A 24,981-nucleotide genomic window follows, 5' to 3' on the forward strand; every position below is an offset into this window, starting at 1 on the left:
CTGTGCTGACAACTTTTTTTAATTACTTACTCAATGTTTTTTTAGAAATAACTTCTAACGAGTCATCTAAATCGTAAACTAGAGGCTGTCCATTAGCAATTTCGAGATTTAAAATATCATCATCTGAAATATGTTCAAGGTGCTTAGCAAGCGCACGTAATGAATTACCATGTGCGGCAATCACAACATTTTTGCCAGCTTTTAATTGGGGAGCAATATCTGATTCCCAGAAAGGCAAAACACGTTCCAGAGTGATCTTAAGGTTTTCACCTAATGGCAGTTCACCTTCAGGAACATCAGCGTAACGACGGTCGAATGCAGGATATGATTTGCCTTGCACTTCAACGGTTTCTTCATAACTGTCCAACAATGGTGGTAAAACATCATATGAGCGACGCCAGATATGGACCTGTTCATCTCCCCACTTTTCGGCAGCTTCGGCCTTATTTTGCCCTTGTAAAGCACCATAGTGACGTTCGTTTAAACGCCATGACTTAGCCTCTGGGATGAATAATTGACCAGCTTCTTCTAATGCTAGATGAAGTGTTGTGATGGCACGTGTCAAAACAGATGTATAGGCTTGATCAAATTGGATACCCTCAGTAGCCAAGAGTTCGCCCGCTTCTTTTGCTTGTGCGATACCTTTATCTGATAACTTTGTGTCAACCCAACCGTTGAACAAGTTTAATGCGTTCCATTCACTTTGACCGTGACGGATTAATACTAACTTAGCCATGTTTGCTAAACTCCTTAGTTTGTGTTTAATTTAACGATTATATTATACCACGAAAAGAGGTCACAAAAAAACTCGCCTAAGCGAGTTTTCAAAGTATCAGAACCTAATCTTACAACTTTGTGATGTTAGCAGCTTGCAATCCGCGGTCTGAAGTTTCAACTTCGAATTCAACAGCTTGACCTTCTTCAAGAGTCTTGAAGCCGTCACCTTGAATAGCTGAGAAATGTGCAAAAACATCTTCTCCATTTTCACGAGTTACGAAACCGTAACCCTTTTCGCCGTTAAACCACTTTACTGTGCCTTTTTCCATGATATGTTTCTCCTTTGGTGTGCTCCACCAATGATTTTATTTTGTAACTTAAATAATTGGTACTTGAGCGCCTTCCGAGAAAAACAAATCAAAATCAAAAACTTTTATTACAAACCTAGTGTACCATATTGATAAAAATAAGCAAGTAAAATGTATAATAACTATAAAAAAGTCTCCAGTCCAGCGTTCATAATATGTCGTGTCTTGACAAGTAGCACTATTAACGATAAAATTATAGAGTTGTCATGAAGGTTATGCAGCTGTGGCGGAATTGGCAGACGCGCAGGATTAAGGATCCTGTGCCCGTTAAGGGCGTGCGGGTTCGACTCCCGCTAGCTGCATTATTTGATATAAAAGCGGTATATTGGATTTAGTCCAATATACCGCTTTTTGGCTAAAACCAAGTTGGTAACAGCATTGTTGATATGGCGATACCGTCATATCGTGTTGCGTATGGTTTCACTTGATTATGTAATCTGATGGCTGCAGGAGGCAATTCTTTGTTTGTTTCCCAGTAATACATGACAAATCTTTTAACGAGTTTAGAAGCGATTAAATGGTAGTCTCGCTTGCTATCCAGTTCTTTAGCATAATTAAAAATGATATCACGTAATTCAGGACTAGCTTTGATATCCGAATCTGAAAATGCGACACTCATATCATCTAACATTTGTTCAACTTTTTGTTCACTTGTCATATTTAGCAACGCTTTCTGACAAAACTATTTGTCTATTATCAATATGGTATATATTTTGATTTTATCATAACACTAAATTGATCATCAGTCCGAGCAGGCAAGGGGACGATAGTGCTTTTTAAAGGCCAATAATTGTAAATCAACTGCTGTTGAGTATTTGGTATAATTGTTATACAGAAAAAATACAGTAACTATCTTGCTTGAATAGCAGGTAACTCTGACTTTATTCGTTGTAAGTTAGTTTATGATGTTAAGAAGCGATTGACATTAAATTTCTAACTCAGTGGGTTGTGGTAAAATAAAGATAATGGAGAATAAAATGTTACGTTTTAAACGATCAAAAAAAACAAATGAACCACAACTCGATGACACTGTGCCACGTGTTGTGTTTAATACAATGCAACAAGAAAATGACCAATTGCTAGATGAGCTAGAAACATTAAAATTAGATGTATCCGAACTAACCGAAAAAAATCGCCATTTAACAGAACAGTTGACCCGTAGTAAATATTATCAATCACTAGTTAAAACGAGTATAGGGCTGGGTGTTTTAATTGTTAGTTTTGCGGTGCTCCATCTACTGGATGAAGCGCCAGAGTATACTGCAATTTTGTTGCTAATTGAAGCAGCGTTTATTTTTATGATGCTAAGGAGCAGTGATAAATAATGTCTAAAATGCATAAAGAACAGCGCGTCCCTTTTGTCGTGGCTAATTGGAAAATTAATAAATTACAGGCTGATGTGGTTGATTTTTTAAAGAAAGTCGACGGTAAAGTGCCAGATCAAGCGGTTGTTGAGACTGGAATTGCGGCACAAGATTTGTTTTTGGCTGATTTAGTGCGTGCAACCGCAGCTTCGCCAATACATGTTGTTGCGGAAAATGTACACTGGGAAGACAGTGGCGCATATACGGGGGAGACCTCTCCCAAAGCGTTGCGAGATATTGGCGCAAAATATGTCTTAATTGGTCATTTCGAACGTCGCAAATTTTTTAATGAAACTGATTCAACCGTAAACTTAAAGGTTACTGCTGCATTGCGCAACGGGTTACGGCCAATTATTGATGTTGATGAGGACATGAGTACTTATGCACAATTTATGGATGCTGAACCCTCAGTGGCTCAAGTCGCTGCGGCATTAGCAGGTGTTTCTGTCGATCAAATTCGTAATGTGACAATTGCCTATGAGCCAACATGGGCAATTGGATCTGGTGAAGCGGCAAGTGCTGATCAAGCACAAAAGGCAGCACATCTCATTCGCCAAACCCTAGCCAAGCTGTATTCTCCTGTTATTGCAGAACAAGTGCGTATTTTATATGGTGGTTCAGTGACGCCAGACAATGCGAGAGAAATTATGGCTCAAAGTGACATAGACGGCGTATTAGTTGGGACGGCAGCATTAGATCCCGACAAATTTCTAAAATTAGTCGCAATTGCACATGATCCAAATGTGCCAGAATTTGACGTAGATCACGTTTGAAATAGGCAAATTAAACTCGGGTAATGGACTTGCAAAAATGTGTTAAAAGCGTATAATTAGTAATAGTAATACTGTGAATAAATACGGCATTTTGCGAAATATTGTCCGCAATACCTTTATATTGAAGCAAACGTTGTCTGCGGAAACAGCGGCGATTGCTTTTTTTGTGCCTAGGCGGCAGTGGAATTGGTTCAAAAATCGTTTTTGTAACCAAATTGTAATAAACAAAACACAGTGATAAACAAGCGAGGTGATAAATGTGGCAGGACATTTAGTAAAGTATGGTAAGCATCGTACTCGTCGTTCGTATGCTAGTATCAAAGAAGTTCTTGATGTACCGAATTTGATTGAAATTCAAACGGCATCATATCAATGGTTTTTAGACGCTGGTATTAAAGAAATGTTTGGCGACATTATGCCAATTGATGATTTCCAAGACACGCTTTCTTTGGAATACGTTGATTATCAGTTAATGGAACCAAAGTACAATATTGATGAGGCACGTGAACACGATGCCAACTATTCAGCACCATTACACGTAACTTTGCGTTTGACTAACCACGAAACTGGTGAAATCAAGTCGCAAGATGTGTTCTTTGGCGACTTTCCATTAATGACAGAACAAGGTACGTTTATCATTAATGGTGCGGAACGTGTTATTGTTTCACAGTTGGTACGTTCTCCTGGTATCTACTATAACCAAGAAAATGACAAAAATGGTCGTCCACGTTATGGGACAACAGTCATTCCGAACCGTGGCGCATGGTTAGAATATGAGACTGATGCTAAGGGCATTGCTAACGTGCGTATTGATCGCACACGTAAGTTGCTGATGACTGAGTTGGTTCGTGCACTTGGTTTCGGTTCTGATTCTGATATTCTTGATATCTTTTCTGATCAATACGACGCATTAAATATGACTTTGGAAAAAGATGTTCATAAAGATATGTCTGATTCGCGTGTTGAAGAAGCTTTGAAAGATGTCTATGAGAGACTACGTCCAGGTGAACCAAAGACTGCAGATTCATCACGTGCGCTTTTGGTGGCTCGGTTCTTTGATCCAAAACGTTATGATTTAGCGTCAGTTGGTCGTTATAAGATTAATAAAAAGCTGTCATTGAAGACACGTTTACTTAACCAAACATTGGCTGAAACACTGGCTGATCCTGATTCAGGTGAAGTGCTTGCTGAAAAGGGCACAATAGTTGATAAGACAGTCATGTCAAAGTTGAGTCCGTTTTTGGAACGCGATGACTTTAAGACGACAACTTATACACCTTCAGGCGATGCAGTGCTTGAAGAGCCTATCATGCTTCAAAAAATCAAAATAGAATCACCTGAAAATCCTGAAAAAACGTTATTATTGATTGGCAATGGTCATATTGATGAAAATGATCGTACGGTTCGTCCAGCCGATATATTGGCTGGTATGAACTACTTTTTGAACCTACAAGAAGGTATTGGTAACGTTGATGATATTGATCATTTAGGAAATCGTCGTATTCGTTCAGTTGGTGAGTTGTTACAAAATCAATTCCGTATTGGTTTGACACGTATGGAACGTGTTGTACGTGAACGTATGTCTATTCAGGACGCAAATACGGTGACACCACAACAGTTAATCAACATTCGACCTGTTGTGGCGGCCGTTAAGGAATTCTTCGGTTCATCACAGTTGTCACAGTTCATGGACCAAACGAACCCATTAGGTGAAATGAACCATAAGCGTCGTTTGTCAGCTCTTGGACCTGGTGGATTGACACGTGATCGTGCTGGTGTTGAAGTACGAGATGTGCATTACACACATTATGGTCGAATCGATCCAATTGAAACACCAGAAGGCCCTAACATTGGTTTGATCAACTCACTAGCAACGTATGGTCGAATTAATAAATATGGTTTCATTGAGACACCATACCGTCGTGTTGATTGGACAACACATATGGTTACCAATAAAATTGACTATTTAACAGCCGATGAAGAAGATAATTATATCGTTGCGCAAGCAAACTCACCTTTGAATGAAGATGGTAGTTTTGTTAAGGACACAGTTATGGCACGTTTTGGTGAAGAGAACATCGAAACACCAATCGATCGTATTGATTATATGGACGTTTCGCCTAAACAAGTTGTTTCCGTTGGAACTGCTGCAATTCCTTTCTTGGAAAATGATGATTCAAACCGTGCTTTGATGGGTGCCAACATGCAACGTCAGGCTGTACCGCTACTTGATCCTCATTCACCATTAGTTGGGACAGGTATTGAATATAAAGCTGCGCATGATTCAGGTGTTGCTATGATTTCTCGTGCAGCAGGTGTTGTTGAATATGTTGATGGACATGAAATTCGTGTTCGCCGCGAGGACGGTCAATTAGACAACTACGAGTTGATGAAGTTCCGTCGTTCAAATGGCGGTAAAAACTATAACCAAAAGCCAATTGTTCACGAGGGTGAATATGTCGCAGCTGATGAAGTTTTGGCTGATGGTCCTTCAATGGAGCAGGGCGAGTTAGCCTTAGGGCAAAATCCATTAATTGCCTTTATGACTTGGCAAGGTTATAACTTCGAGGATGCGATTGTATTAAACGAACGTCTGGTTCGTGAAGACGTTTATACTTCCATTCATATCGAAGAATATGATTCAGAAGCACGTGATACAAAACTCGGACCGGAAGAAATGACACGTGAAATCCCTAATACTGGTGAAGATCAGTTAAAGGATTTAGATGCTGATGGTATTATTCGCGTTGGTGCTGAAGTGCATGACGGTGATATCTTGGTTGGTAAAGTGACGCCTAAGGGTGTGACAGAATTGTCAGCTGAAGAACGTTTGTTGCATGCCATATTCGGTGAAAAGGCGCGTGAAGTACGTGATACATCATTACGTGTTCCTCACGGTGGTGGCGGTGTTGTTCAAAACGTCCGTATTTATACACCTGAAAATGGGGATGAACTTGCGCCTGGTGTGAATATGATGGTTCGTGTTTATATTGCACAAAAGCGTAAGATTCAAGTCGGTGACAAGATGGCTGGTCGTCATGGTAACAAGGGAACTGTTTCCGTTGTTGTGCCTGAAGAGGATATGCCATATATGCCAGATGGTACGCCAATTGATATTTTGTTGTCGCCCATGGGTGTGCCTTCACGTATGAATATTGGTCAAGTACTTGAACTACATCTTGGATTTGCTGCCAAAAAGCTAGGTATTCATGTCGCTTCACCGGTCTTTGATGGTGCTAGTGATGATGAGATTGAGGCTGCTTTACGTGAAGCTGGATTGCCACAAGATGGTAAATCAGTGGTTTACGACGGTCGCACTGGTGAAGCATTTGATAAGCGTGTTGGTGTTGGTGTTATGCACTATATGAAGTTGGCCCACATGGTTGATGATAAAATTCATGCACGTTCAATCGGACCTTACTCACTTGTTACCCAACAACCTTTGGGTGGTAAAGCGCAATTTGGTGGTCAGCGTTTCGGTGAAATGGAAGTTTGGGCACTGGAAGCTTATGGTGCCGCTTATACGTTGCAAGAAATTTTGACATATAAGTCAGATGATGTTGCAGGTCGTGTAAAGGTTTATGAATCAATCATTAAGGGTGAGCCAATTCCACGTCCAGGTGTCCCTGAATCATTCCGTGTGCTTGTTAAGGAGTTACAGGCACTTGGGTTGGATATGCAAGTGTTGGACGGTGCAGGTAGTGAAGTTGAATTACGTCAAATGGACGAAGATGATTCAATTTTGCCAGTTGATGCACTTGAAAAGCTTGTACGTTCGAACCCTGATTTGTTAAACAAAGAAGATGATGAAGTTGCAGCCGCTTTCTCAAAGGTTGAAGCTCAAAATAATACTGAAGACTAAACTTAATATAAGACAAAACGTGTCATGCAGATGCAACACGTTTGTTGTCAGGTGTTTTTAATTAAAAATAATTAAAAACAGCTTATAGCAAACGTGAAGTCATCTGTTATTGGGCGTTTACGTCATAAATAACGAAAGGGAACAGCAAATAGATGGCAATCGATGTTAATAAGTTCGAAAGCATGCAAATCGGTTTGGCTTCTCCTGATAAGATCCGTTCATGGTCTTATGGTGAAGTAAAGAAGCCGGAAACGATTAACTATCGCACACTCAAACCTGAAAAAGATGGTTTGTTTGATGAACGTATTTTTGGACCCACAAAAGATTATGAGTGCGCTTGTGGTAAGTATAAGCGTATCCGATATAAAGGGATTGTTTGTGATCGCTGTGGTGTTGAAGTAACATCATCAAAAGTTCGTCGAGAACGTATGGGGCACATCGAGTTAGCTGCGCCTGTTACACATATCTGGTATTTTAAGGGTATTCCATCACGAATGGGTCTTGTCCTCGATATGTCACCACGTTCACTTGAAGAAATTATCTATTTTGCTTCGTATGTTGTCATTGAACCTGGTGACGCACCTGTCGAAAAAAAGCAGTTAATGACAGAACGTGAGTATCGCGAGCTAAAACGCGAACATGGTGCTAGTTTCAAGGCAGGCATGGGTGCTGAAGCAATTAAAGATTTGTTAGCCAATGTTGACTTAGAGGCTGAAGCAGATCAACTCAAGCGTGAATTACAAGAAGCAACTGGTCAAAAGCGTGTTCGTGCGGTGCGCCGTTTAGATATTATAGAAGCTTTTTTCCAATCTGATAATAAGCCACAATGGATGGTAATGGATGTTATTCCAGTTATTCCACCAGACTTACGTCCAATGGTTCAATTGGAAGGTGGGCGTTTTGCCACATCCGATTTAAATGATTTGTACCGTCGTGTCATTAACCGTAATAATCGTTTGAAACGTTTGCTCGATTTGAATGCACCAGGTATTATTGTTCAGAACGAAAAACGTATGTTACAAGAAGCTGTTGATGCCTTGATTGATAACGGTCGTCGGGGTCGTCCAGTGGCTGGTCCAGGAAATCGTCCTTTGAAGTCCCTTTCTCATATGCTGAAGGGTAAGCAGGGGCGTTTCCGTCAAAACTTGTTAGGTAAGCGTGTCGACTATTCAGGTCGTTCAGTTATTGACGTCGGCCCATTCTTAAAGATGAATCAAATGGGATTGCCACGTCCAATGGCAATTGAATTGTTCCGACCATTTATCATGAAAGAACTGACAACACGTAAGTTAGCTGGAAACGTTAAATCTGCTAAACGTAAGATTGACAAGGCTGATGAAGACGTGATGGATGTTTTGGAAGATGTGATCAAAGAACATCCTGTTCTTTTGAACAGAGCACCTACATTGCATCGTTTGGGAATTCAAGCCTTTGAACCTGTTTTGGTTTCAGGTAAAGCAATGCGTTTGCATCCATTGGTTACAGAAGCCTATAACGCTGATTTCGATGGTGATCAGATGGCTATTCACGTGCCTTTATCTGATGAAGCGCAAGCAGAAGCACGTTTGTTAATGCTCGCTGCTGGTCATATTTTGGCACCTAAAGATGGTAAGCCAATCGTGGCACCATCTCAGGACATGGTTATTGGAAACTATTACTTAACAGCTGAAGAAGTTGGCCGTGAAGGTGAAGGAATGATTTTCTCTTCTGTAGAAGAAGCAAAAATAGCCTTTGCAAGTAAAGTTGTTCATTATCATACACGAATCGGTATACAAACTGCTTCATTCCCATCTGAAAAGCCATTTACAGATGAACAACGCTCAAAAATTATGATTACGTCAGTTGGTAAGTTGATTTTCAACGAAATATTACCAGTTAATTTTCCATATATTAATGAACCATCTGAAGATAACTTTAAGGGTATCAGTGATAATTTCTTTATTGAATCTGGCGAAAATATACATGATTATTTGGCTGATACAGCTATTGTAAGCGCCTTTAAAAAAGGCTTCTTATCTGATATTATTGCCGAAGTTTATAAGCGATATAAGGTGACAGAAACGTCGCTATTACTAGATCGTATGAAGGATCTTGGGTATGAAAAGTCAACTGAGTCTGGTTTGACAGTTTCAATGAATGATGTAACAGAATTGACTGAGAAGCCTGCAATTTTGGAAGACGCTCATAAGCAAGTTGCTACTGTTACAAAACAATTCCGTCGTGGTTTGATCACTGATGATGAACGTTATCAACGTGTGACTGAAATTTGGACAAAAGCAAAAGATATTATTCAAGATAAATTGATTGATTTATTTGAGCCAACAAACCCCATTTTCATGATGCAGGATTCAGGGGCTCGTGGTAACATTTCAAACTTCGTTCAATTAGCAGGTATGCGTGGCTTGATGGCTGGACCTGGTGGTAAAATCATTGAATTGCCTGTTACTGCTAACTTCCGTGAAGGTTTGACCGTGATGGAGATGTTTATTTCTACTCACGGAGCCCGTAAAGGTATGTCTGATACGGCCTTGAAAACTGCTAACTCAGGTTACTTAACACGTCGATTAGTTGATGTTGCGCAAGATGTTATTGTACGTGAATGGAACAATGATTCTGACCGTGGTGTCGCTGTTAAGGCTATCATGGATGGTACGTCAGTTGTTGAACCATTGTACGATCGTATCTTGGGACGTTATGCTATGAAGTCTGTCTTTGATCCAGAAACTGGTGAAAAGATTGTTTCACGTAATGAAATGATTGATGAAGACGTTGCCAAAACAATTGTTGCTGCAGGTATTGAAGAAGTGACGATTCGCTCAGTCTTTACATCAACAACAGAACATGGTGTGTCTGTGCTCGATTATGGTCGTAATTTGGCTACTGGTGAAGAGGTTGAAGTTGGTGAAGCTGTTGGAACAGTTGCCGCACAATCAATTGGTGAACCAGGTACACAATTGACAATGCGTAACTTCCATACGGGTGGTGTTGCTGGTGGAAACGATATCACACAAGGTTTGCCTCGTGTCCAAGAAATTGTTGAAGCCCGTATTCCTAAGGGACGTGCAGAAATTTCTGAAGTCACAGGCACCGTTGTTGCGATTGAAGAAAATCCAGCCGAACGTACAAAAGCTGTAACCATTGAAGGTGAAACAGATACACGTACGTATACGTTACCATTAGCAGCGCGCATGCGTTTTGCTGAAGGTGATGATATCCAGCGTGGTGAAGCAATTAGCGAGGGACCCGTAGATCCTAAGGAATTGCTTGCTGTAACTGATACATTAACGACAGAATCATACATGTTAACGGAAATTCAAAAAGTTTATCGTTTGCAAGGTATTGAAGTTTCTGATAAGCATATCGAAGTTATGATTCGTCAAATGTTACGTAAAATTCGTGTGATGGATCCAGGCGAAACGAACCTATTACCAGGTATGTTGATGGACATTGCTGACTTTAAACGTGCTAATGAATCAGCTTTGTTTGCTGGACAAGTGCCAGCGACCGCTCGTCCAGTGTTGCTTGGTATTACTAAAGCGGCCTTGGAAACAAATTCATTCTTGTCAGCCGCATCATTCCAAGAAACGACGCGTGTCTTAACGGACGCAGCTATTCGTGGAAAGAATGATCCGTTGGTAGGTTTGAAAGAGAACGTTATCATTGGTAAAATCATTCCCGCTGGAACTGGTATGGCAGAATATCGTAAAATCAAGAGCAAGGTTGTTGGCGATGTTATTGCACAACCTGATGTTGATCATGTTGCAACGCCTGATATTCCAAAATTGGATGATGTTGCAAAAACATTTGAAGAATAAACATGTTATTAGTATCATTGCTTGTAGTTAATTGATAGATTTATTATCAAGTGAAAGTCTCTCTAAATCAAAATTTAGAGAGACTTTTTACGTTAGATGACAAATAATATATACTAATAAATATGTCAATTCTGCACCGGAGATACTGACATGACCACTAAATAAAATAAGTGAACCAGTTATGCCAAAAATGATACCAATTATGCCAAAACTATAGGTATAATTGGTTTTTTGATTTACACTAAAATAGTTGTTCTGCAGAACGCACAAAACTTATACGCAATACTAGAATCTCGCGTATAATAGAAATATGAAGAATTTACAATATGAACAAATGAATGGATTATCGTTGGCTTATATCGGTGATGCAATTTATGAACTTGAAGTGCGTCAGCACTTGCTCTCTTTAGGATTAACGAAAGTTAATGATCTTCAAAAGCGCAGTAAACAGTATGTTTCGGCTAAAGCACACGCGACACTTTTTGAGTGGATGATGACAGATAATATCCTAACTGAAGGTGAATTTATTTATTTTAAACGTGGCCGAAATGCTAAGTCGCATACTAAGGCGAAAAATACAGATGTCGTTACCTATCGCATTTCAACAGGTATTGAAGCACTATTTGGATTTTTGTACCTCTCGGGGCAAACAAAACGTTTAAGTGAATTAATGAGTTGGATATTTTTACAGGTAGAATCAGGGAGAGCAAGCAAATGAAAAGTGAACATCAAGCACCTAATGAGACGGGATTTATTTACGGCCACTATGCAAGTGTTGAAGCCCTCAAAGGCACGCAAGAAATCAATAAAGTTTGGTTACAAACAGGCCTACAAGATAAAATACGTCATTCAGTGACACAACTAGCTAAGAAAAAGGGCTTAGTCATACAGCAGGCACCAAAATCAAAACTAGATGAATTGACAGATGGTGGTAACCATCAAGGTGTCGTACTGAGTGTGGCTTCATTTAATTATGCCACGATTGATGATTTATTTGAAAATGCCAAAAAACATCAGGCTGAACCATTTTTCCTTATTTTGGATGGTATTGAAGATCCACATAATTTAGGATCTATTTTACGAACGGCTGATGCTGCAGGTGTTCATGGTATCATCATTCCAAAACGTCGTGCAGTACAGTTGACAGCAACAGTTGCTAAAATATCCACAGGTGCAATTGAACATGTACCTGTCACGCGAGTGACCAACTTGGTCAACACAGTGAGTGAATTAAAGGATCGTGGTCTTTGGGTATTTGGCACTGACATGGCTGGTGAGGACTATCGTCATTGGGATGCTACAGGTGCAACGGCACTGATTATTGGTAATGAGGGGAAAGGCATATCGCCATTACTTAAGAAAAAAGTGGATAGTATGCTGACCATTCCAATGATTGGTCATGTTCAAAGTCTAAATGCTAGTGTCGCAGCAAGTTTATTAATTTATCAAGGATTTAGTTCACGAAATCCATTATAATTGGCGATTGAAGTGTTAATTATTTTTTTTCACTTTGATCACATTTATGGTGGGAGAATAGAAGTGGTGAAAGATAATTTACTCGCAACGGTTCGTGCTGCACAAAAAGGGCATGACTTTGCTTATGATGTTTTAATTAAACATCTTCGAGGTGCAATTTATGATGTGCATCGTCGAAAAATTAGTAGTCGAATTACGGCTGATGACTGGTATTCAGATGGTTTAGCCATTCTAATCAAGTGCGTTACGAAGTATGATACACGACAACCACGTGCTAAGTTTTCAACTTATTATATTACGGCACTATCCAATCATGCGACAGACATAGTTCGATCTTACTATACAGCTAAAGCTGAATTTGAAAAAACAATGGTGTCAGAAAGCAGTGATGACGCAGGAACGTTGTTTAATTTAGGAACAGATACTTATAATCCGGAACAGTTATGTTTACTGCGTGATATGTTAAGTACGACAGAAGTCGCTAAAACACCAGAATTTAAGCAAGCAGTTTTGCAAATCATTGGTGTAGGTGATCAGAACAAAAACGATAAAACGAGGCGTTTAGAGCAGATGCAATATCGTTTAAAGAAAGCCATGCAAGTTGCGATGACAACGCCATCGTGAAATAATTAAAATACAAACTGTGTTTCAATCATCTCTCTGTGATATAATATACATGGTATAGAACCATAAACCAAAGGAGAATTATACACATGTCTTTAATTACTGATATTATCGCACGCGAAGTCCTTGACTCACGTGGAAATCCTACGCTTGAAGCTGAAGTTATTACAGAATTAGGTGGTTTCGGTCGCGGTATGGTGCCTTCAGGTGCCTCAACTGGAGAACACGAAGCTGTTGAATTGCGTGATGGTGATAAGTCACGTTTTGGCGGTAAGGGAACAACAAAGGCTGTTGCCAATGTTAACGATGCTATCGCTAAGGCTTTGGTTGGTAAGTTTGATGTTACTGACCAACGTGCAATTGATCAAGCTATGATTGCACTTGATGGTACAGAAAACAAGGGTAAGTTGGGTGCAAACGCTATTTTGGCCGTTTCTATCGCTGCTGCCCGTGCCGCTGCTGACGAATTAGGCGTACCATTGTTCTCATATTTAGGTGGTGCAAATTCTTACGTATTGCCAACACCAATGATGAATGTTATCAATGGTGGTGCGCATTCAGCTAATAAGGTTGACTTTCAAGAGTTCATGATTATGCCTGTTGGTGCGCCAACAGTTAAGGAAGCTATTCGTTATGGTGCAGAAACATTCCACGCTTTGAAGAAGTTGTTGGAAGCTGACGGTAAAGCAACTTCAGTTGGTGACGAAGGTGGCTTTGCACCTGATTTTGCTGATAATGAAGAGCCATTACAATACTTGATTCGTGCTATTGAATCTGCAGGTTACAAGCCTGGTAAAGATATTGCTATTGCTGTTGATGTTGCCTCATCAGAATTATATGATGCTGCTACAAAGACATATAAGTTACGTTGGTCAACTGGTGAAGAATTCACAACACCTGAATTCATTAAGTACCTTGAAGATTTGGCAGATCGTTACCCAATTATTTCAATTGAAGATCCTATTGATGAAAATGAGTGGGAAGATTGGGCAACAATCACCGCTGAATTAGGTAAGAAAGTCCAATTAGTTGGTGATGATTTCTTCGTTACTAATACACAATATCTTGAAAAAGGTATTAACATGGGCGCTGCTAACTCAATCTTGATCAAAGTTAACCAAATTGGTACTTTGACAGAGACTTTCGAAGCTATTGAAATGGCTAAGGAAGCTGGTTACACAGCTATTGTGTCACACCGTTCAGGTGAAACAGAAGACACAACAATTTCTGACTTGGTTGTGGCTACTAATGCTGGACAAATCAAGACAGGTTCATTGTCACGTACTGATCGTATTGCAAAGTATAATCAATTAATCCGTATCGAAGAATTGCTAGACACAACTGCTAAGTATAAGGGTATTCATTCATTCTATAACTTATCAGCTGCTGCACGTGAAACAATTCAAAGCAAGTAATAAGCTCTATTTTAAAGTCATACCTTTTTGGGGTGACTTTTTTAGTACATAAATTTAGAAATATCGTCGTAAAGCGACTATTTGACGTGAAATGGGGATCAAAATGGCTGTAACAAATGTAAAACGTTGCCAGTGGGTATCTAAATATCGAGAAACAGATATCATGGTGGCTTATCATGATCAAGAATGGGGACATCCTTTACGTGATGATGATCGTCTGTTATTTGAATTACTCACATTAGAAATTTTTCAAGCAGGTTTAAGTTGGGAAATTTCACTAAAAAAACGACCAGGGTTGAAGTCCGTGTTTTATGATTTTAATATTGAAAAAGTGAGTCATATGGGTGAGTCAGAAGTTCAAAAATTGAAAGAGAATCCGAATATTATTCGCAATCGTATGAAAATTTCAGCAACAATTACTAATGCAAATGCGATACAAAATGTTAAAAATGAATTCGGTAGTTTCTCTAAGTATATGTGGCACTTTACTGATAACCGGGTGATTGATCATCACGTTGTGGCCTATCAAGATGTTGTTAATCAAAATGAGTTATCTCAAACCATTTCAAAAGATATGAAAAAAAGAGGATTCAAATTTACTGGACCGGTAACAATTTACTCGTATCTACAAGCTATGGGTGTCATTAATGATCATGAAATGACATGTAATTGGAAATATCATGACTAACGCAATGTTATGTTTACAAAACATGTAACCTTTCTATATGTTTATCATCAAAAACATTAACTTCATATGATAAACTGAGTATAAATAGATAATTGAGGTCGATATGGCGAAATTAAAGGGAATTATATTATTAAGTTCTAGTGTGGCAGCATTACAAATTATAGATACAAGAACTGATAAAAAGTTTGAGAATGTTCATCGTGAGTTCAATGAAAGTGATATTAATGCATCAGTATTTACTAGTGAAATCATGCGCCGTGCGTTGGAACAAATTCACCGATTTCAACAATTATTGCGAGACTATGCTGTAATAGATGTGCAATTATTTGGCAGTGAAGCATTGTCGCAGGTTAAAAATGCTGTATACTTTGCTGATCAAATTGAAAGTACCACGGGTCTGAAAATTAATTGGTTGAATGGCAATCAAGAAAGTTATTATCGCCAATTAGCTGTTCGACAATCAGATAAATTACAACAAAATTTGTCTCTTAAAAATACTTTTGTGCTTGGTATGAGTTCGAATCGGATTGATTTAGGTTACTTTGAAAAAAATCGTTTCGAGTTCTCACAACATTCTGCAATTGGTCCAGTGAGATTAGCACAATCGATTAATGAGATGTCAGTTGAAGTCGCACAAGTAACTGAGCTTGCTGAAGAGTTTATTAATAGTAAATTGGCTGATTTTTGGCATATGTTACCGCCGTTTAAACCAACTGAAACGCTTGTTCTACTAGGTGGTACTGCTGCGCAAAATATATTTTTATCCGAACAAAAACATTGGGAAAATATCTCAAAAAAACAGATTAAAAATGTCATTAGTGATTTATCTGGTATGAATGACCAAGCTATTATCGATAAATATGCGATTGATTTGAATGATGTGCCCTTTGCATTAACGGAAATGTTGCTGTTAATGAATGTGATGACTGCCATAGCAGTTGATGAGGTTAAAATTAGCGATTTAACGATGTTAGATGGTCTGTCGATGAAGGACATTCACGATGAGGATGACATTATTACGGCTGCTCGTGGTATTGCAGACAGATACATGGTTGAAGAAAAACACCGTGAAGTCGTGTTAAAGTATGCGCAACAATTATTTGATCGGTTGAAAAAAGTGCATCATTTAGATAAGCGTGATCGTTTACTGCTTGGGGTCAGCGCCTTAGTGCATGATGTTGGCAGCTTTATTAATTCGCAGAGGCATTATCAATATTCAGAGGAGATTTTATCAGGCATTGACTTTCATGGCTTGTCAACAGTGGAACAGCGTATGATCGCTTCTATAGCGCGCTACCATAGTGCTGAAACCCCCGATAGCGCTTTACGTACAGTGCAAGATTTTTCACCGCAACAGCGTTTAAGAATTGCTAAACTTGCAGCGTTATTAAGACTAGCTGATGCACTAGATGATAGCCGATTACAAAAAATTGATAAATTAACGGTGTCAGTGACGGATAAAAGTATTAAAATTACTGGTCAATCAGTCACTGATCTGCAACTAGAAATTTATACTTTCGATCAAAAAGCTGTTTTTTTTGAAGCTGTATTTGGTTTGCCGATTAGCTTAAAGAGGAAAGGAAGAAGAGTGTAATGGTTGATTTTAAGCAGTCAAAATATTATGTTAACCGTGAAATCAGCTGGTTAGCATTTAATGATCGTGTGTTAGAAGAAGCAAGAGATGTCTATAACCCGCTACTAGAACGCGCTAATTTTTTAGCTATCACGCAAAAAAACATGGATGAATGGTTCATGGTACGCGTTGCAAGTTTGCAGCAACAAGTAATGATAGGACTTGATAAGGTAGATGCATCGGGATTAACGCCTAAACAGCAATTGGATCAAATATCACTTGTCGCAGGTCAACAGATTAAAAATCAATATCAGGTGTTAACGCGTAGTATACTGCCTGCTTTAAAACGTGAGGGCTTTGAGCTGTTACGTGCTGCTGACTTGTCTACCACGCAGTATCATTTTTTGAAACAATTTTTTGAGCAAGAATTGCTTCCTGTATTGACGCCCATGGCCATTGATTCAACACGGCCGTTTCCTTTTTTAGCAAACGATACTTTAAATATTGGGGTTCGGCTTAAAAAAGAAAATGAAAAGTCAGAAAAATACATTGCTGTTTTACAGGTACCAGAGACATCAGGGCGTGTTATTGCGCTACCAGAAGAAAATCAATATATTCTGATTGAAGATATTGTTCAACTATTTTTGGGATCACTTTTTCCAGGATACACGATTAAAGAATCTATGGTATTCCATGTCCTAAGAGATATGGAATTAGATATTGCCGACGATGAGGATACTCCTAATATCTTACAAGACGTTCAGTCGAAGTTACAGGAGCGTGAGCGTGGTCGCATTATTCGTGTTATCTTATCACACACAACCAGCAAATCTTTGATGACGAAATTGATTAAATTGTTGCATGTTGATGAGGAACGAACCTATCGTGTGAATGGGCCGATTGATTTAACGTTTTTGAGTGCATGGCTCAAGTTAATAACGGCACCAGAGTTACATTTTCCGTCTTTTACAGGATATACTGATTCGGATTTAGTACCAGATCAATTGTTTGCCAGTGTTCGGCAACAAGATTATTTATTACACCATCCCTATGATTCTTTCAAGTCAGTCGTGTCATTTATTCAAACGGCAGCTCAAGATGATCAGGTTTTGGCAATTAAAATGACATTATATCGTGTTTCTGGTAAATCACCAATTATTAAAGCACTTGGGGATGCGGCACGACGTGGTAAACAAGTGACAGTTTTAGTAGAAATCAAAGCACGTTTTGACGAAGAAAATAATGTGCATTGGGCGCGTGAATTGGAGCAGCAGGGTGTTCACGTAGTCTATGGTTTGCGTGGTTTGAAGACACATGCCAAAGTTGTTTTGGTCGTTCGCCGTGAGGACGATGCCATTAGACGATATGTACACTTAGGAACAGGGAATTATAACGATGTTACGGCTAATTTTTACACAGATTTAGGCCTTTTAACGAGCGATTCAGAATTGGGAGCAGATGTTGCGTCAGTTTTTAATATACTAACGGGCTATTCTGATCCGGGTTACTTCCATCAGTTGCATATGTCGCCTGATGGTATTCGCGAATTTATTTACGAACAAATTGATAATGAGATTACCAATGCTAAGGCTGGTCGACCGGCAGCAATCAAAATGAAGTTTAATTCGTTATCAGATGAACAAATGATTCGTCGCTTGTATCAGGCCAGTTACGCTGGTGTGAAGGTGCAATTAATAATCCGTGGTATTACAATGTTAAAGGTTGGCCTACCAGAAGTGAGTGACACAATAGAAGTACATTCAATCGTTGGTCGTTTTTTGGAACATAGTCGTATATATAGCTTTGAAAACGACGGAAACCCCAAAGTTTATTTATCATCAGCAGATTTAATGACCCGTAATTTAAATCGACGCGTTGAATTGTTATTCCCACTTAAAAATGAGCTCATTAGAGATAAAGTGTTGGCTATTTTTCAAACAATGTGGGATGATAATGTTAAAACACGTGTTTTACAAGCTGATGGTGGTTTTGTTAAGAAAGATCGTCGGGGTGTGGTAGCATTAAATTCACAAGAAAAATTTATTAGTGATAGTTTAATACAACAAAATAAGCAGACCAAACTGGAAAGTTTAGCGGCAGCAACACAACAATTTGAACCATTAAATAATCCATTCTTAAATGAAGAGCAGGGAAATGAATCATGACAGTGATTGCAGTAGTTGATTTAGGATCTAATTCAGTACGAATGACAGTTAGCCGTTATCATAGAGACGGATCTTACGAAGTATTAGCCAGATTTCAAGAAATGGCACGTTTATCAGAAGGTATGGGATCAAATAAGGTGTTGCAGCCGGAAGCAATTGCCCGTACGATGGTTGTTTTGAACAAATTTAAACAAGCACTTTCTATTTACCAAGTTAATAATTTAGAAGTCTATGCGGTGGCTACAGCTGCCGTTCGTCAAGCAAGTAATCAAGAGGAATTTTTAGCTGCTTTTAAAGAAACAATGGGATTTGATTTGCGTGTTTTAACTGGTGAAGAAGAGGCGCACTTTGACTATGTTGGTGTGATTAATACCTTACCAATCAACGACGCGTTAATTTTAGACACCGGTGGTGCATCATCAGAAATTATTTTAGTTAGAAATCAGCAAGCAGTACACGCTGTGAGTCTGCCTGTAGGAGCCGTTAATATTTCTGAAGCCTATTTAGGGAAGAATAATATATTAGCTAGTGAGTTATTTGAAGCCATTGTTGCATTGCGCCAGCTTTTTGGTGATATTGCGTGGTTACATGAATCAAAGAATATGCCAGTTATTGCCCTTGGTGGCAGTAATCGTACATTGGCTAAGATAAGCCGTAAGAAGGAAAAAATTCAAGATATGGCTGTTCATGGCTATCATCTGAATATCCGAGAGGTTGCATCAATTTATGGTGACATCTTAAAAAAAGATTTGGATGGTCGTAAAAAAATGCCTGGCCTCGCCAAAGAACGAGGAGACATCATTGTTGGTGGTTTGTTACCATTAGTTGAGTTACTCCTGTTTACCGAAGGGCAACAAGTTATCTTTTCGCAAAGTGGTTTGCGAGAAGGTGTGCTTTTTGAACAAATCTCATCCAATACAGGTCATGATGTTGTCTCGCCAGAGCCGGCAGCAATGACAATGGATGCAGAGGATTTACCATGATAACAGCGCTTTATAGGATAATCGTGTCATTTGACTCGAAATAAAAAACAAGCCTTAACGTTAAAGGCTTGTTTTTTTATATGATCTACCCGGGAGTCGAACCCGGATTTCAAGAACCGGAATCTTGCGTGCGATCCATTACACTAGCAGATCATAACTATTTAATTATAGCTTATTTTACCGGAATTTCAAAGAAAGTTTCTTCACCAATTTCAAAAGTGACTTGGCCGGCTAATACATTTGTGACGTCATTCTGAAATTCATCTAGTTTATCAGCAGATACGGGGATGATAAGATGTACCGCAGTATCGTATGTTGTCGCTGTAATTTGATAATTGTGGTTTGAAAGCCAGTAAGTGACCATGTCGGAATTTTTGTAGTCTACTGTAACCGCTATTTTTTGTTGGGTGACACGCATAACGAAGCCAGCTATTTTGACACCTTCCGCTACTGTACCAGCATAAGCACGTATTAAGCCACCAGCGCCTAGTTTAATACCGCCAAAATAACGTGTGACAACGGCAACAACATCATGCAAATTGTTTTTTTGTAATACTTCTAGTATGGGAACCCCAGCTGTACCACTGGGTTCGCCATTATCAGAATAACGTTTAATTTGATGATTATCACCTAAAACGTAAGCAAACACGTGATGAGCTGCTTTAGGGTGCGCTTTACGGATTTCGTCAACAAAAGACTGGGCAGATGTCTCAGAATCAATGCGTGATATATTTAAAATAAATCGTGATTTTTTAATGTCTTGTGTCCAAGAAAAAGTATGGGGTGCAATTGTGAGATAGTCTGACATATATCGTATTATACAGTATGAAATTATATTATGGTCGTCAAATTGTTCAATCTAAGATAACTTTGTCATCAGAACAACAGCATGCCTCACCAGCGTTCATCGATCAAGTTTGTCAGCGCTGTGGTCAAAAAAATAATGAAAAATTACCTAACAACCATTTCTATTGCCAAGTATGTTTATCTCTAGGACGCGTTAGTTCTCATGATGTGTTGTTATCATATCCTGAGCCAAATGATTTTACAGGAGAGGTGATATTATCGTGGCAAGGACGTTTGACTACGCAACAGCAAGTTGTCAGTGAGGAACTTATTGAAACCCTTGCACGACAACGTGAGCATCTCATTTGGGCTGTTACGGGTGCTGGTAAAACAGAAATGTTATTTCCGGTCATTTATCAAGCATTGAAACAAAAGTTGCGTGTGGCAATTGTATCACCAAGGATTGATGTGATTGTTGAACTTGCACCACGCCTACAACAAGCTTTTTCACAGACGGATATGGTTGTACTGCATGGAGCACAGACAGAAGCTTATCGTTACACGCAGTTAGTGTTAGCCACAACGCACCAAATGTTACGTTTTAAGTCGGCATTTGATTTATTAATTGTGGATGAGGTCGATAGTTTTCCTTATGCGGGAGATAAAATGTTAGAACATGCTGTTCAGAATGCGCGAAAAAGCCATAGTGCGCTCATTTACCTCAGTGCAACACCGACAAAAGCACTTCAAAAACGTGTCAAGAATCACGAGCTATTGGCATCGTATTTACCATTGCGATTCCATCAACACTTATTGCCAATGTTGACAACCAAAATTGTTAGTAATTGGCGAAAAAAGTTGCCTACCACATTTTTAAAACAAATACGACAATTGACGCAATATGACAGGCGTTTTTTAATTTTTGTGCCAAAAGTCTCAGATTTGAAATCTGTGTTTGAGATGATTGAAAAACACTTTCCAGATATCAACGGTGCTTATGTTCACGCTACTGATCCACAGCGACAAGAAAAAGTGCAAAAAATGAGAGATGAAAAGTATCAATACCTTGTTACGACCACTATTTTAGAACGTGGTGTGACATTTCCAGGAATTGATGTTTTCATTTTAGGTGCAGATGAAGCTATATTTAGTGAGAATGCACTGGTTCAAATTGCTGGTAGAGTTGGCCGTAGCAAGGACCGACCAACTGGCCTTGTTTTGGCCTATATTCAACATACAACGTTTAAATTAAAAGCAGCACAACGTCAAATAAAGCAAATGAATCGGCGAGGAAAGCTTTTAGGAGGTAGGTTATGACTTGTCGTTTATGTCAAGCATTTTTTGATGATCATGTATCATTATTGCAAACATTTGGATTTATAAAATGGTCGAACAGAAAAATGTGCCATGCTTGTGAAGCAACATTTTCATTAATTAAAACAGGGTGTATAGGTTGTGGTCGTAGCCAAGATACGAAACAATTATGTTATGATTGCCAGCGCTGGCAAAATCAAGGGAAACAACTGCTCAATCATCAAGCGCTCTATCAATACAATGATGCGATGCGTCAGTTTATGCAGCGGTATAAATTCAATGGTGATTACGTTTTGCGTGAGATTTTTAATCATGAGTTAATCCAAAAAGCACATACTATAGTTGCTGATATAGTTGTACCTATTCCAGTAAGCAGCCATACGATGTCTACGCGAGGATTTAACCAAACTACTGGTTTAATATCAGGAATTAAGTATCAACCAATCCTGCAAGTCAGGGCAACACAAAAGACGCATCAATCTCAATTTAATCGACAAGAACGTTTGACACGAGAGCAGCCTTTTACTGTTAAAGAACACGTATCGCTGCATGGTAAACAAATATTATTGATTGACGATGTTTATACGACAGGAAATACTTTATTTCATGCCGCCGATTTATTATACGAACTAGGTGCTAAAAATGTGAAAAGTTTATCTTTGGCTCGATAAATATGAAAAAATGAAGATTTTTACAGAAAACGCTTACACCTGTGGTATAATTAATGTAGTAACTCAATGGAGGAATTAATTATGTTAGATTATAATGTACGTGGCGAAAATATCGCAGTGACTGACGCACTTCGTGAGTATGTGGAGAAGCGTCTGACAAAGTTGAATCGTTACATCGAGGAAAAGTCTCGTGCCAACGTTAACTTGCGCACCTATAAATCAGATAATTCTGGTAAAGCTGAAGTAACAATCGTATTGCCTTATGTTGTGTTACGCGCAGAAGATACAAATCCAGATCTGTATGCAGCTGTGGATGCTGTGTCTGAAAAGTTGGAGCGCCAGATTCGTAAGTATAAGACTAAAATCAACCGTAAATCACGTGAAACCGGGTTTAAAGGTATCGATTCTAACGATGAAATCCCAGCTGCAGAGGTTGATGATGATGCGTTGCAAATTGTTCGTACAAAGCAAGTTGATTTGAAACCAATGTCACCAGAAGAAGCTGCGTTACAAATGGATTTACTCGAACATGACTTTTTCATCTTTCAAGATGCTGAAACAAATACTGATTCAGTGATTTACAAGCGCCAAGATGGTAAGTATGGTTTGCTTGAAACTGCAGAACGTTAAATTAAAATGATAAATCCAAACATGCGTTTGGATTTTTATTATGACCAAAATTTGTGTTAAAAGTCATAAAAATTTATAAAGATGTCCCTAAAATTCTCTTTTATCGTTATGCTAGTAAAGTATATCTAGTAAATTAAAGAGGTTTTTTATGTCAAGTTGGTTATATTTATTTAAAAATAAAAGGCAATTAGTTAAATGGCTAGTTGCAACAATGCTTCCGATTTTATTTGTTGTTGGTTTTTTAAGTGTGACGAACCACACGTCACAACAAGTTAATCAACTTCGAGTTGCAGTTGTTAACTTGGATAAGGGGGCGCGCTACCGCGATAAAAAACGTCATATTGGTGATGATTTTTCACGTACATTACACCAAGCTAAATCGTTTAAAACGATTAACTATACCACACAGAAGCAAGCAGAATCAGCTTTGCGTCACGGTAATGTTAGTGCTGTTGTTGTTATGCCAACTAATTTTACCAGTCAGCTAGCATCTGCTCAAAAATCTGGTAAAAGTGTTAGCATTAAACAACTGATTGCTAGTGGGCAGAGTCAATTTGCATCACAGTATATCCAGCGTGAACTAATCAGCATGTTAAATCGCGAAAATACATTATTGTCAGTTGGTATGGCTAATAGTTCAGTATTAAAAAATCTGACTAATCAAAGCCAAAATTTATCGAAGCAAGCCAATGATTTACAAGTTAACTTGCAGGCTGTAGGTAACGGCATAAATGAACAAACGACAAATGACCTTCAAGAAAAAGCTAATGATGAAGCCACTAAATTGGCAACTTACTCCGCGCAACTTAATGATGCTGTGAATGCAGGAGATACCACTAAAATTCAAGAGATGGCTGTAGCGATTAATGATGTTTCTTACGCGATGCAAACAACCGTTGTTGGCGGAATTAGTAATATTTCAGCAAATCTCAGTCAGACAAAAGCATTGAGTGATCGCACAGGTATTATTCAATCAAGTGCTAAAGATATCCAAAATAGGCAATCACGAATTGCCTCCCAACTTAAAAATATGCTTGGTGAGCAGACAGCTAACCAAAATATCTCACCGTTATCACAAATCTTATCTTTTGATACGACAGATATTCAACCGATTAAACAAGGTGGACAAACGATATTGCCTAATGTCTTAGTCGTTGGGGTCACAATGTTAGCCATGTTATTTGGTCTGATGTTACCCCTAAAACCTGCTAAAAAAGAAGCTTTAGCGTTAGAACAATGGTGGGGAACTTTTCAAATTGCTGGTGTATTAAACACTTTGGCCATCATGTTAATGTTGTTTGGCACGATGGTTTTAAATATCTCAATTGGAAATTATTGGTCTGTCACTGGTGTGACGTTGTTAGCATCTTTGGCAATGATGAGTATTGTTTTGTATTTGAAACAAGTGATGGGTCAAACTGGTTGGTGGCTTGCGTTGGCGGTTATGTTGCTGCAGGCAATTTTTACGATAACGACAACACCAATCGCTATGTCAACAGGTATCCTTAAATTCGTCCATAATATTTTACCGTTGACAGCCTTAAATAATGCGATTAAACGACTAGTATTTGGTGGTAATGTGCAACAAGAGGTGATGATATTAATTTTGTGGTTATTGGTATTTGTTATATTGTTAGTCACTTATTACCGTGTTCAGCAACGTCAAATTTTAAAAAATGAACTGAGTGAGTCATAAGTGAGATAACCCCATTACGAGTAACTTAAGAGGTATGGCGAAAGTCATACTTTTTTCAAAC

General features: G+C 38.8%; 20 protein-coding genes and 1 tRNA gene. 17 read left to right on the plus strand and 4 right to left on the minus strand.

Annotated elements, in window-relative coordinates; all coding sequences use genetic code 11:
* Positions 1-22: 22 nt before the first annotated feature.
* Positions 23-736, minus strand: coding sequence for a 2,3-diphosphoglycerate-dependent phosphoglycerate mutase (gene gpmA, locus LKI_RS07235; protein WP_013103482.1), 714 nt, complete (start codon positions 734-736; stop codon positions 23-25).
* A gap of 109 nt (positions 737-845) precedes the next feature.
* Positions 846-1,046, minus strand: coding sequence for a cold-shock protein (locus LKI_RS07240; protein WP_013103483.1), 201 nt, complete (start codon positions 1,044-1,046; stop codon positions 846-848).
* Between the two features lie 256 nt (positions 1,047-1,302).
* Between LKI_RS07240 and LKI_RS07245 the strand changes: the two genes are divergently transcribed.
* Positions 1,303-1,387 (plus strand) — tRNA-Leu (locus LKI_RS07245).
* A 53-nt stretch (positions 1,388-1,440) separates the two neighbouring features.
* Here the strand turns inward: LKI_RS07245 and LKI_RS07250 are convergent.
* Positions 1,441-1,743 carry a bacteriocin immunity protein gene (locus tag LKI_RS07250; protein ID WP_013103484.1) on the minus strand — a complete coding sequence of 101 codons (303 nt, stop codon included), beginning with the start codon at positions 1,741-1,743 and terminating at the stop codon, positions 1,441-1,443.
* Positions 1,744-2,062: 319 nt separating this feature from the next.
* Here LKI_RS07250 and LKI_RS07255 point away from each other — a divergent pair, with 319 nt between their 5' ends.
* From LKI_RS07255 to LKI_RS07310, 12 genes are all read left to right on the plus strand, one after another.
* Complete coding sequence (locus LKI_RS07255) at positions 2,063-2,410, plus strand: hypothetical protein (protein WP_013103485.1); 348 nt, start codon at positions 2,063-2,065, stop codon at positions 2,408-2,410.
* Positions 2,410-3,222 (plus strand): triose-phosphate isomerase, encoded by an 813-nt coding sequence (gene tpiA / locus LKI_RS07260; RefSeq protein WP_013103486.1) that lies wholly within the window; start codon positions 2,410-2,412, stop codon positions 3,220-3,222. The genes LKI_RS07255 and tpiA overlap by 1 nt, the downstream gene beginning before the upstream one ends.
* Before the next feature lie 259 nt (positions 3,223-3,481).
* Positions 3,482-7,084, plus strand: a complete 3,603-nt coding sequence (gene rpoB / locus LKI_RS07265; RefSeq protein ID WP_013103487.1) for a DNA-directed RNA polymerase subunit beta — start codon at positions 3,482-3,484, stop codon at positions 7,082-7,084.
* A gap of 152 nt (positions 7,085-7,236) precedes the next feature.
* On the plus strand, positions 7,237-10,899 hold the full coding sequence (rpoC, locus tag LKI_RS07270; protein WP_013103488.1) for a DNA-directed RNA polymerase subunit beta': 3,663 nt from the start codon (positions 7,237-7,239) through the stop codon (positions 10,897-10,899).
* Positions 10,900-11,209: 310 nt separating this feature from the next.
* Positions 11,210-11,617, plus strand: coding sequence for a Mini-ribonuclease 3 (locus tag LKI_RS07275; RefSeq protein WP_013103489.1), 408 nt, complete (start codon positions 11,210-11,212; stop codon positions 11,615-11,617).
* A complete protein-coding gene (rlmB, locus tag LKI_RS07280) occupies positions 11,614-12,375 on the plus strand; it encodes a 23S rRNA (guanosine(2251)-2'-O)-methyltransferase RlmB (RefSeq protein ID WP_013103490.1) in 762 nt (253 codons plus the stop codon). The genes LKI_RS07275 and rlmB overlap by 4 nt, the downstream gene beginning before the upstream one ends.
* A 63-nt stretch (positions 12,376-12,438) precedes the next feature.
* Positions 12,439-12,999, plus strand: coding sequence for a sigma-70 RNA polymerase sigma factor region 4 domain-containing protein (locus LKI_RS07285; protein WP_041762789.1), 561 nt, complete (start codon positions 12,439-12,441; stop codon positions 12,997-12,999).
* Between the two features lie 89 nt (positions 13,000-13,088).
* Entirely contained in the window at positions 13,089-14,414 is a 1,326-nt protein-coding gene (eno, locus tag LKI_RS07290; RefSeq protein WP_013103492.1) for a phosphopyruvate hydratase, read from the plus strand.
* Positions 14,415-14,517: 103 nt separating this feature from the next.
* Positions 14,518-15,102, plus strand: coding sequence for a DNA-3-methyladenine glycosylase I (locus LKI_RS07295; protein ID WP_013103493.1), 585 nt, complete (start codon positions 14,518-14,520; stop codon positions 15,100-15,102).
* Positions 15,103-15,205: 103 nt separating this feature from the next.
* Positions 15,206-16,696, plus strand: coding sequence for a Ppx/GppA phosphatase family protein (locus LKI_RS07300; protein WP_013103494.1), 1,491 nt, complete (start codon positions 15,206-15,208; stop codon positions 16,694-16,696).
* Entirely contained in the window at positions 16,696-18,840 is a 2,145-nt protein-coding gene (locus tag LKI_RS07305; protein WP_013103495.1) for an RNA degradosome polyphosphate kinase, read from the plus strand. Before LKI_RS07300 ends, LKI_RS07305 begins: the two co-directional genes overlap by 1 nt.
* Complete coding sequence (locus LKI_RS07310; RefSeq protein WP_013103496.1) at positions 18,837-19,823, plus strand: Ppx/GppA family phosphatase; 987 nt, start codon at positions 18,837-18,839, stop codon at positions 19,821-19,823. The genes LKI_RS07305 and LKI_RS07310 overlap by 4 nt, the downstream gene beginning before the upstream one ends.
* Positions 19,824-19,995: 172 nt before the next feature.
* On the opposite strand, the gene LKI_RS07315 is transcribed toward LKI_RS07310, so the two are convergent.
* Positions 19,996-20,631, minus strand: a complete 636-nt coding sequence (locus LKI_RS07315; protein WP_013103497.1) for a YigZ family protein — start codon at positions 20,629-20,631, stop codon at positions 19,996-19,998.
* A gap of 17 nt (positions 20,632-20,648) precedes the next feature.
* Here LKI_RS07315 and LKI_RS07320 point away from each other — a divergent pair, with 17 nt between their 5' ends.
* The 4 genes from LKI_RS07320 (at position 20,649) to LKI_RS07335 (ending at position 24,920) form a co-directional block, all read left to right on the plus strand.
* Positions 20,649-21,926: an ATP-dependent helicase ComFA gene (locus tag LKI_RS07320; RefSeq protein WP_013103498.1), complete on the plus strand. Its 1,278-nt coding sequence runs from the start codon at positions 20,649-20,651 to the stop codon at positions 21,924-21,926.
* Positions 21,923-22,594, plus strand: coding sequence for a ComF family protein (locus LKI_RS07325; protein ID WP_013103499.1), 672 nt, complete (start codon positions 21,923-21,925; stop codon positions 22,592-22,594). Before LKI_RS07320 ends, LKI_RS07325 begins: the two co-directional genes overlap by 4 nt.
* A gap of 81 nt (positions 22,595-22,675) precedes the next feature.
* Positions 22,676-23,224 (plus strand): ribosome hibernation-promoting factor, HPF/YfiA family, encoded by a 549-nt coding sequence (hpf, locus tag LKI_RS07330; RefSeq protein ID WP_013103500.1) that lies wholly within the window; start codon positions 22,676-22,678, stop codon positions 23,222-23,224.
* A 148-nt stretch (positions 23,225-23,372) separates the two neighbouring features.
* A complete protein-coding gene (locus LKI_RS07335; RefSeq protein ID WP_013103501.1) occupies positions 23,373-24,920 on the plus strand; it encodes an ABC transporter permease in 1,548 nt (515 codons plus the stop codon).
* Positions 24,921-24,981: the final 61 nt, after the last annotated feature.

The organism is Leuconostoc kimchii IMSNU 11154 (assembly GCF_000092505.1).
Taxonomy (GTDB): domain Bacteria; phylum Bacillota; class Bacilli; order Lactobacillales; family Lactobacillaceae; genus Leuconostoc; species Leuconostoc kimchii.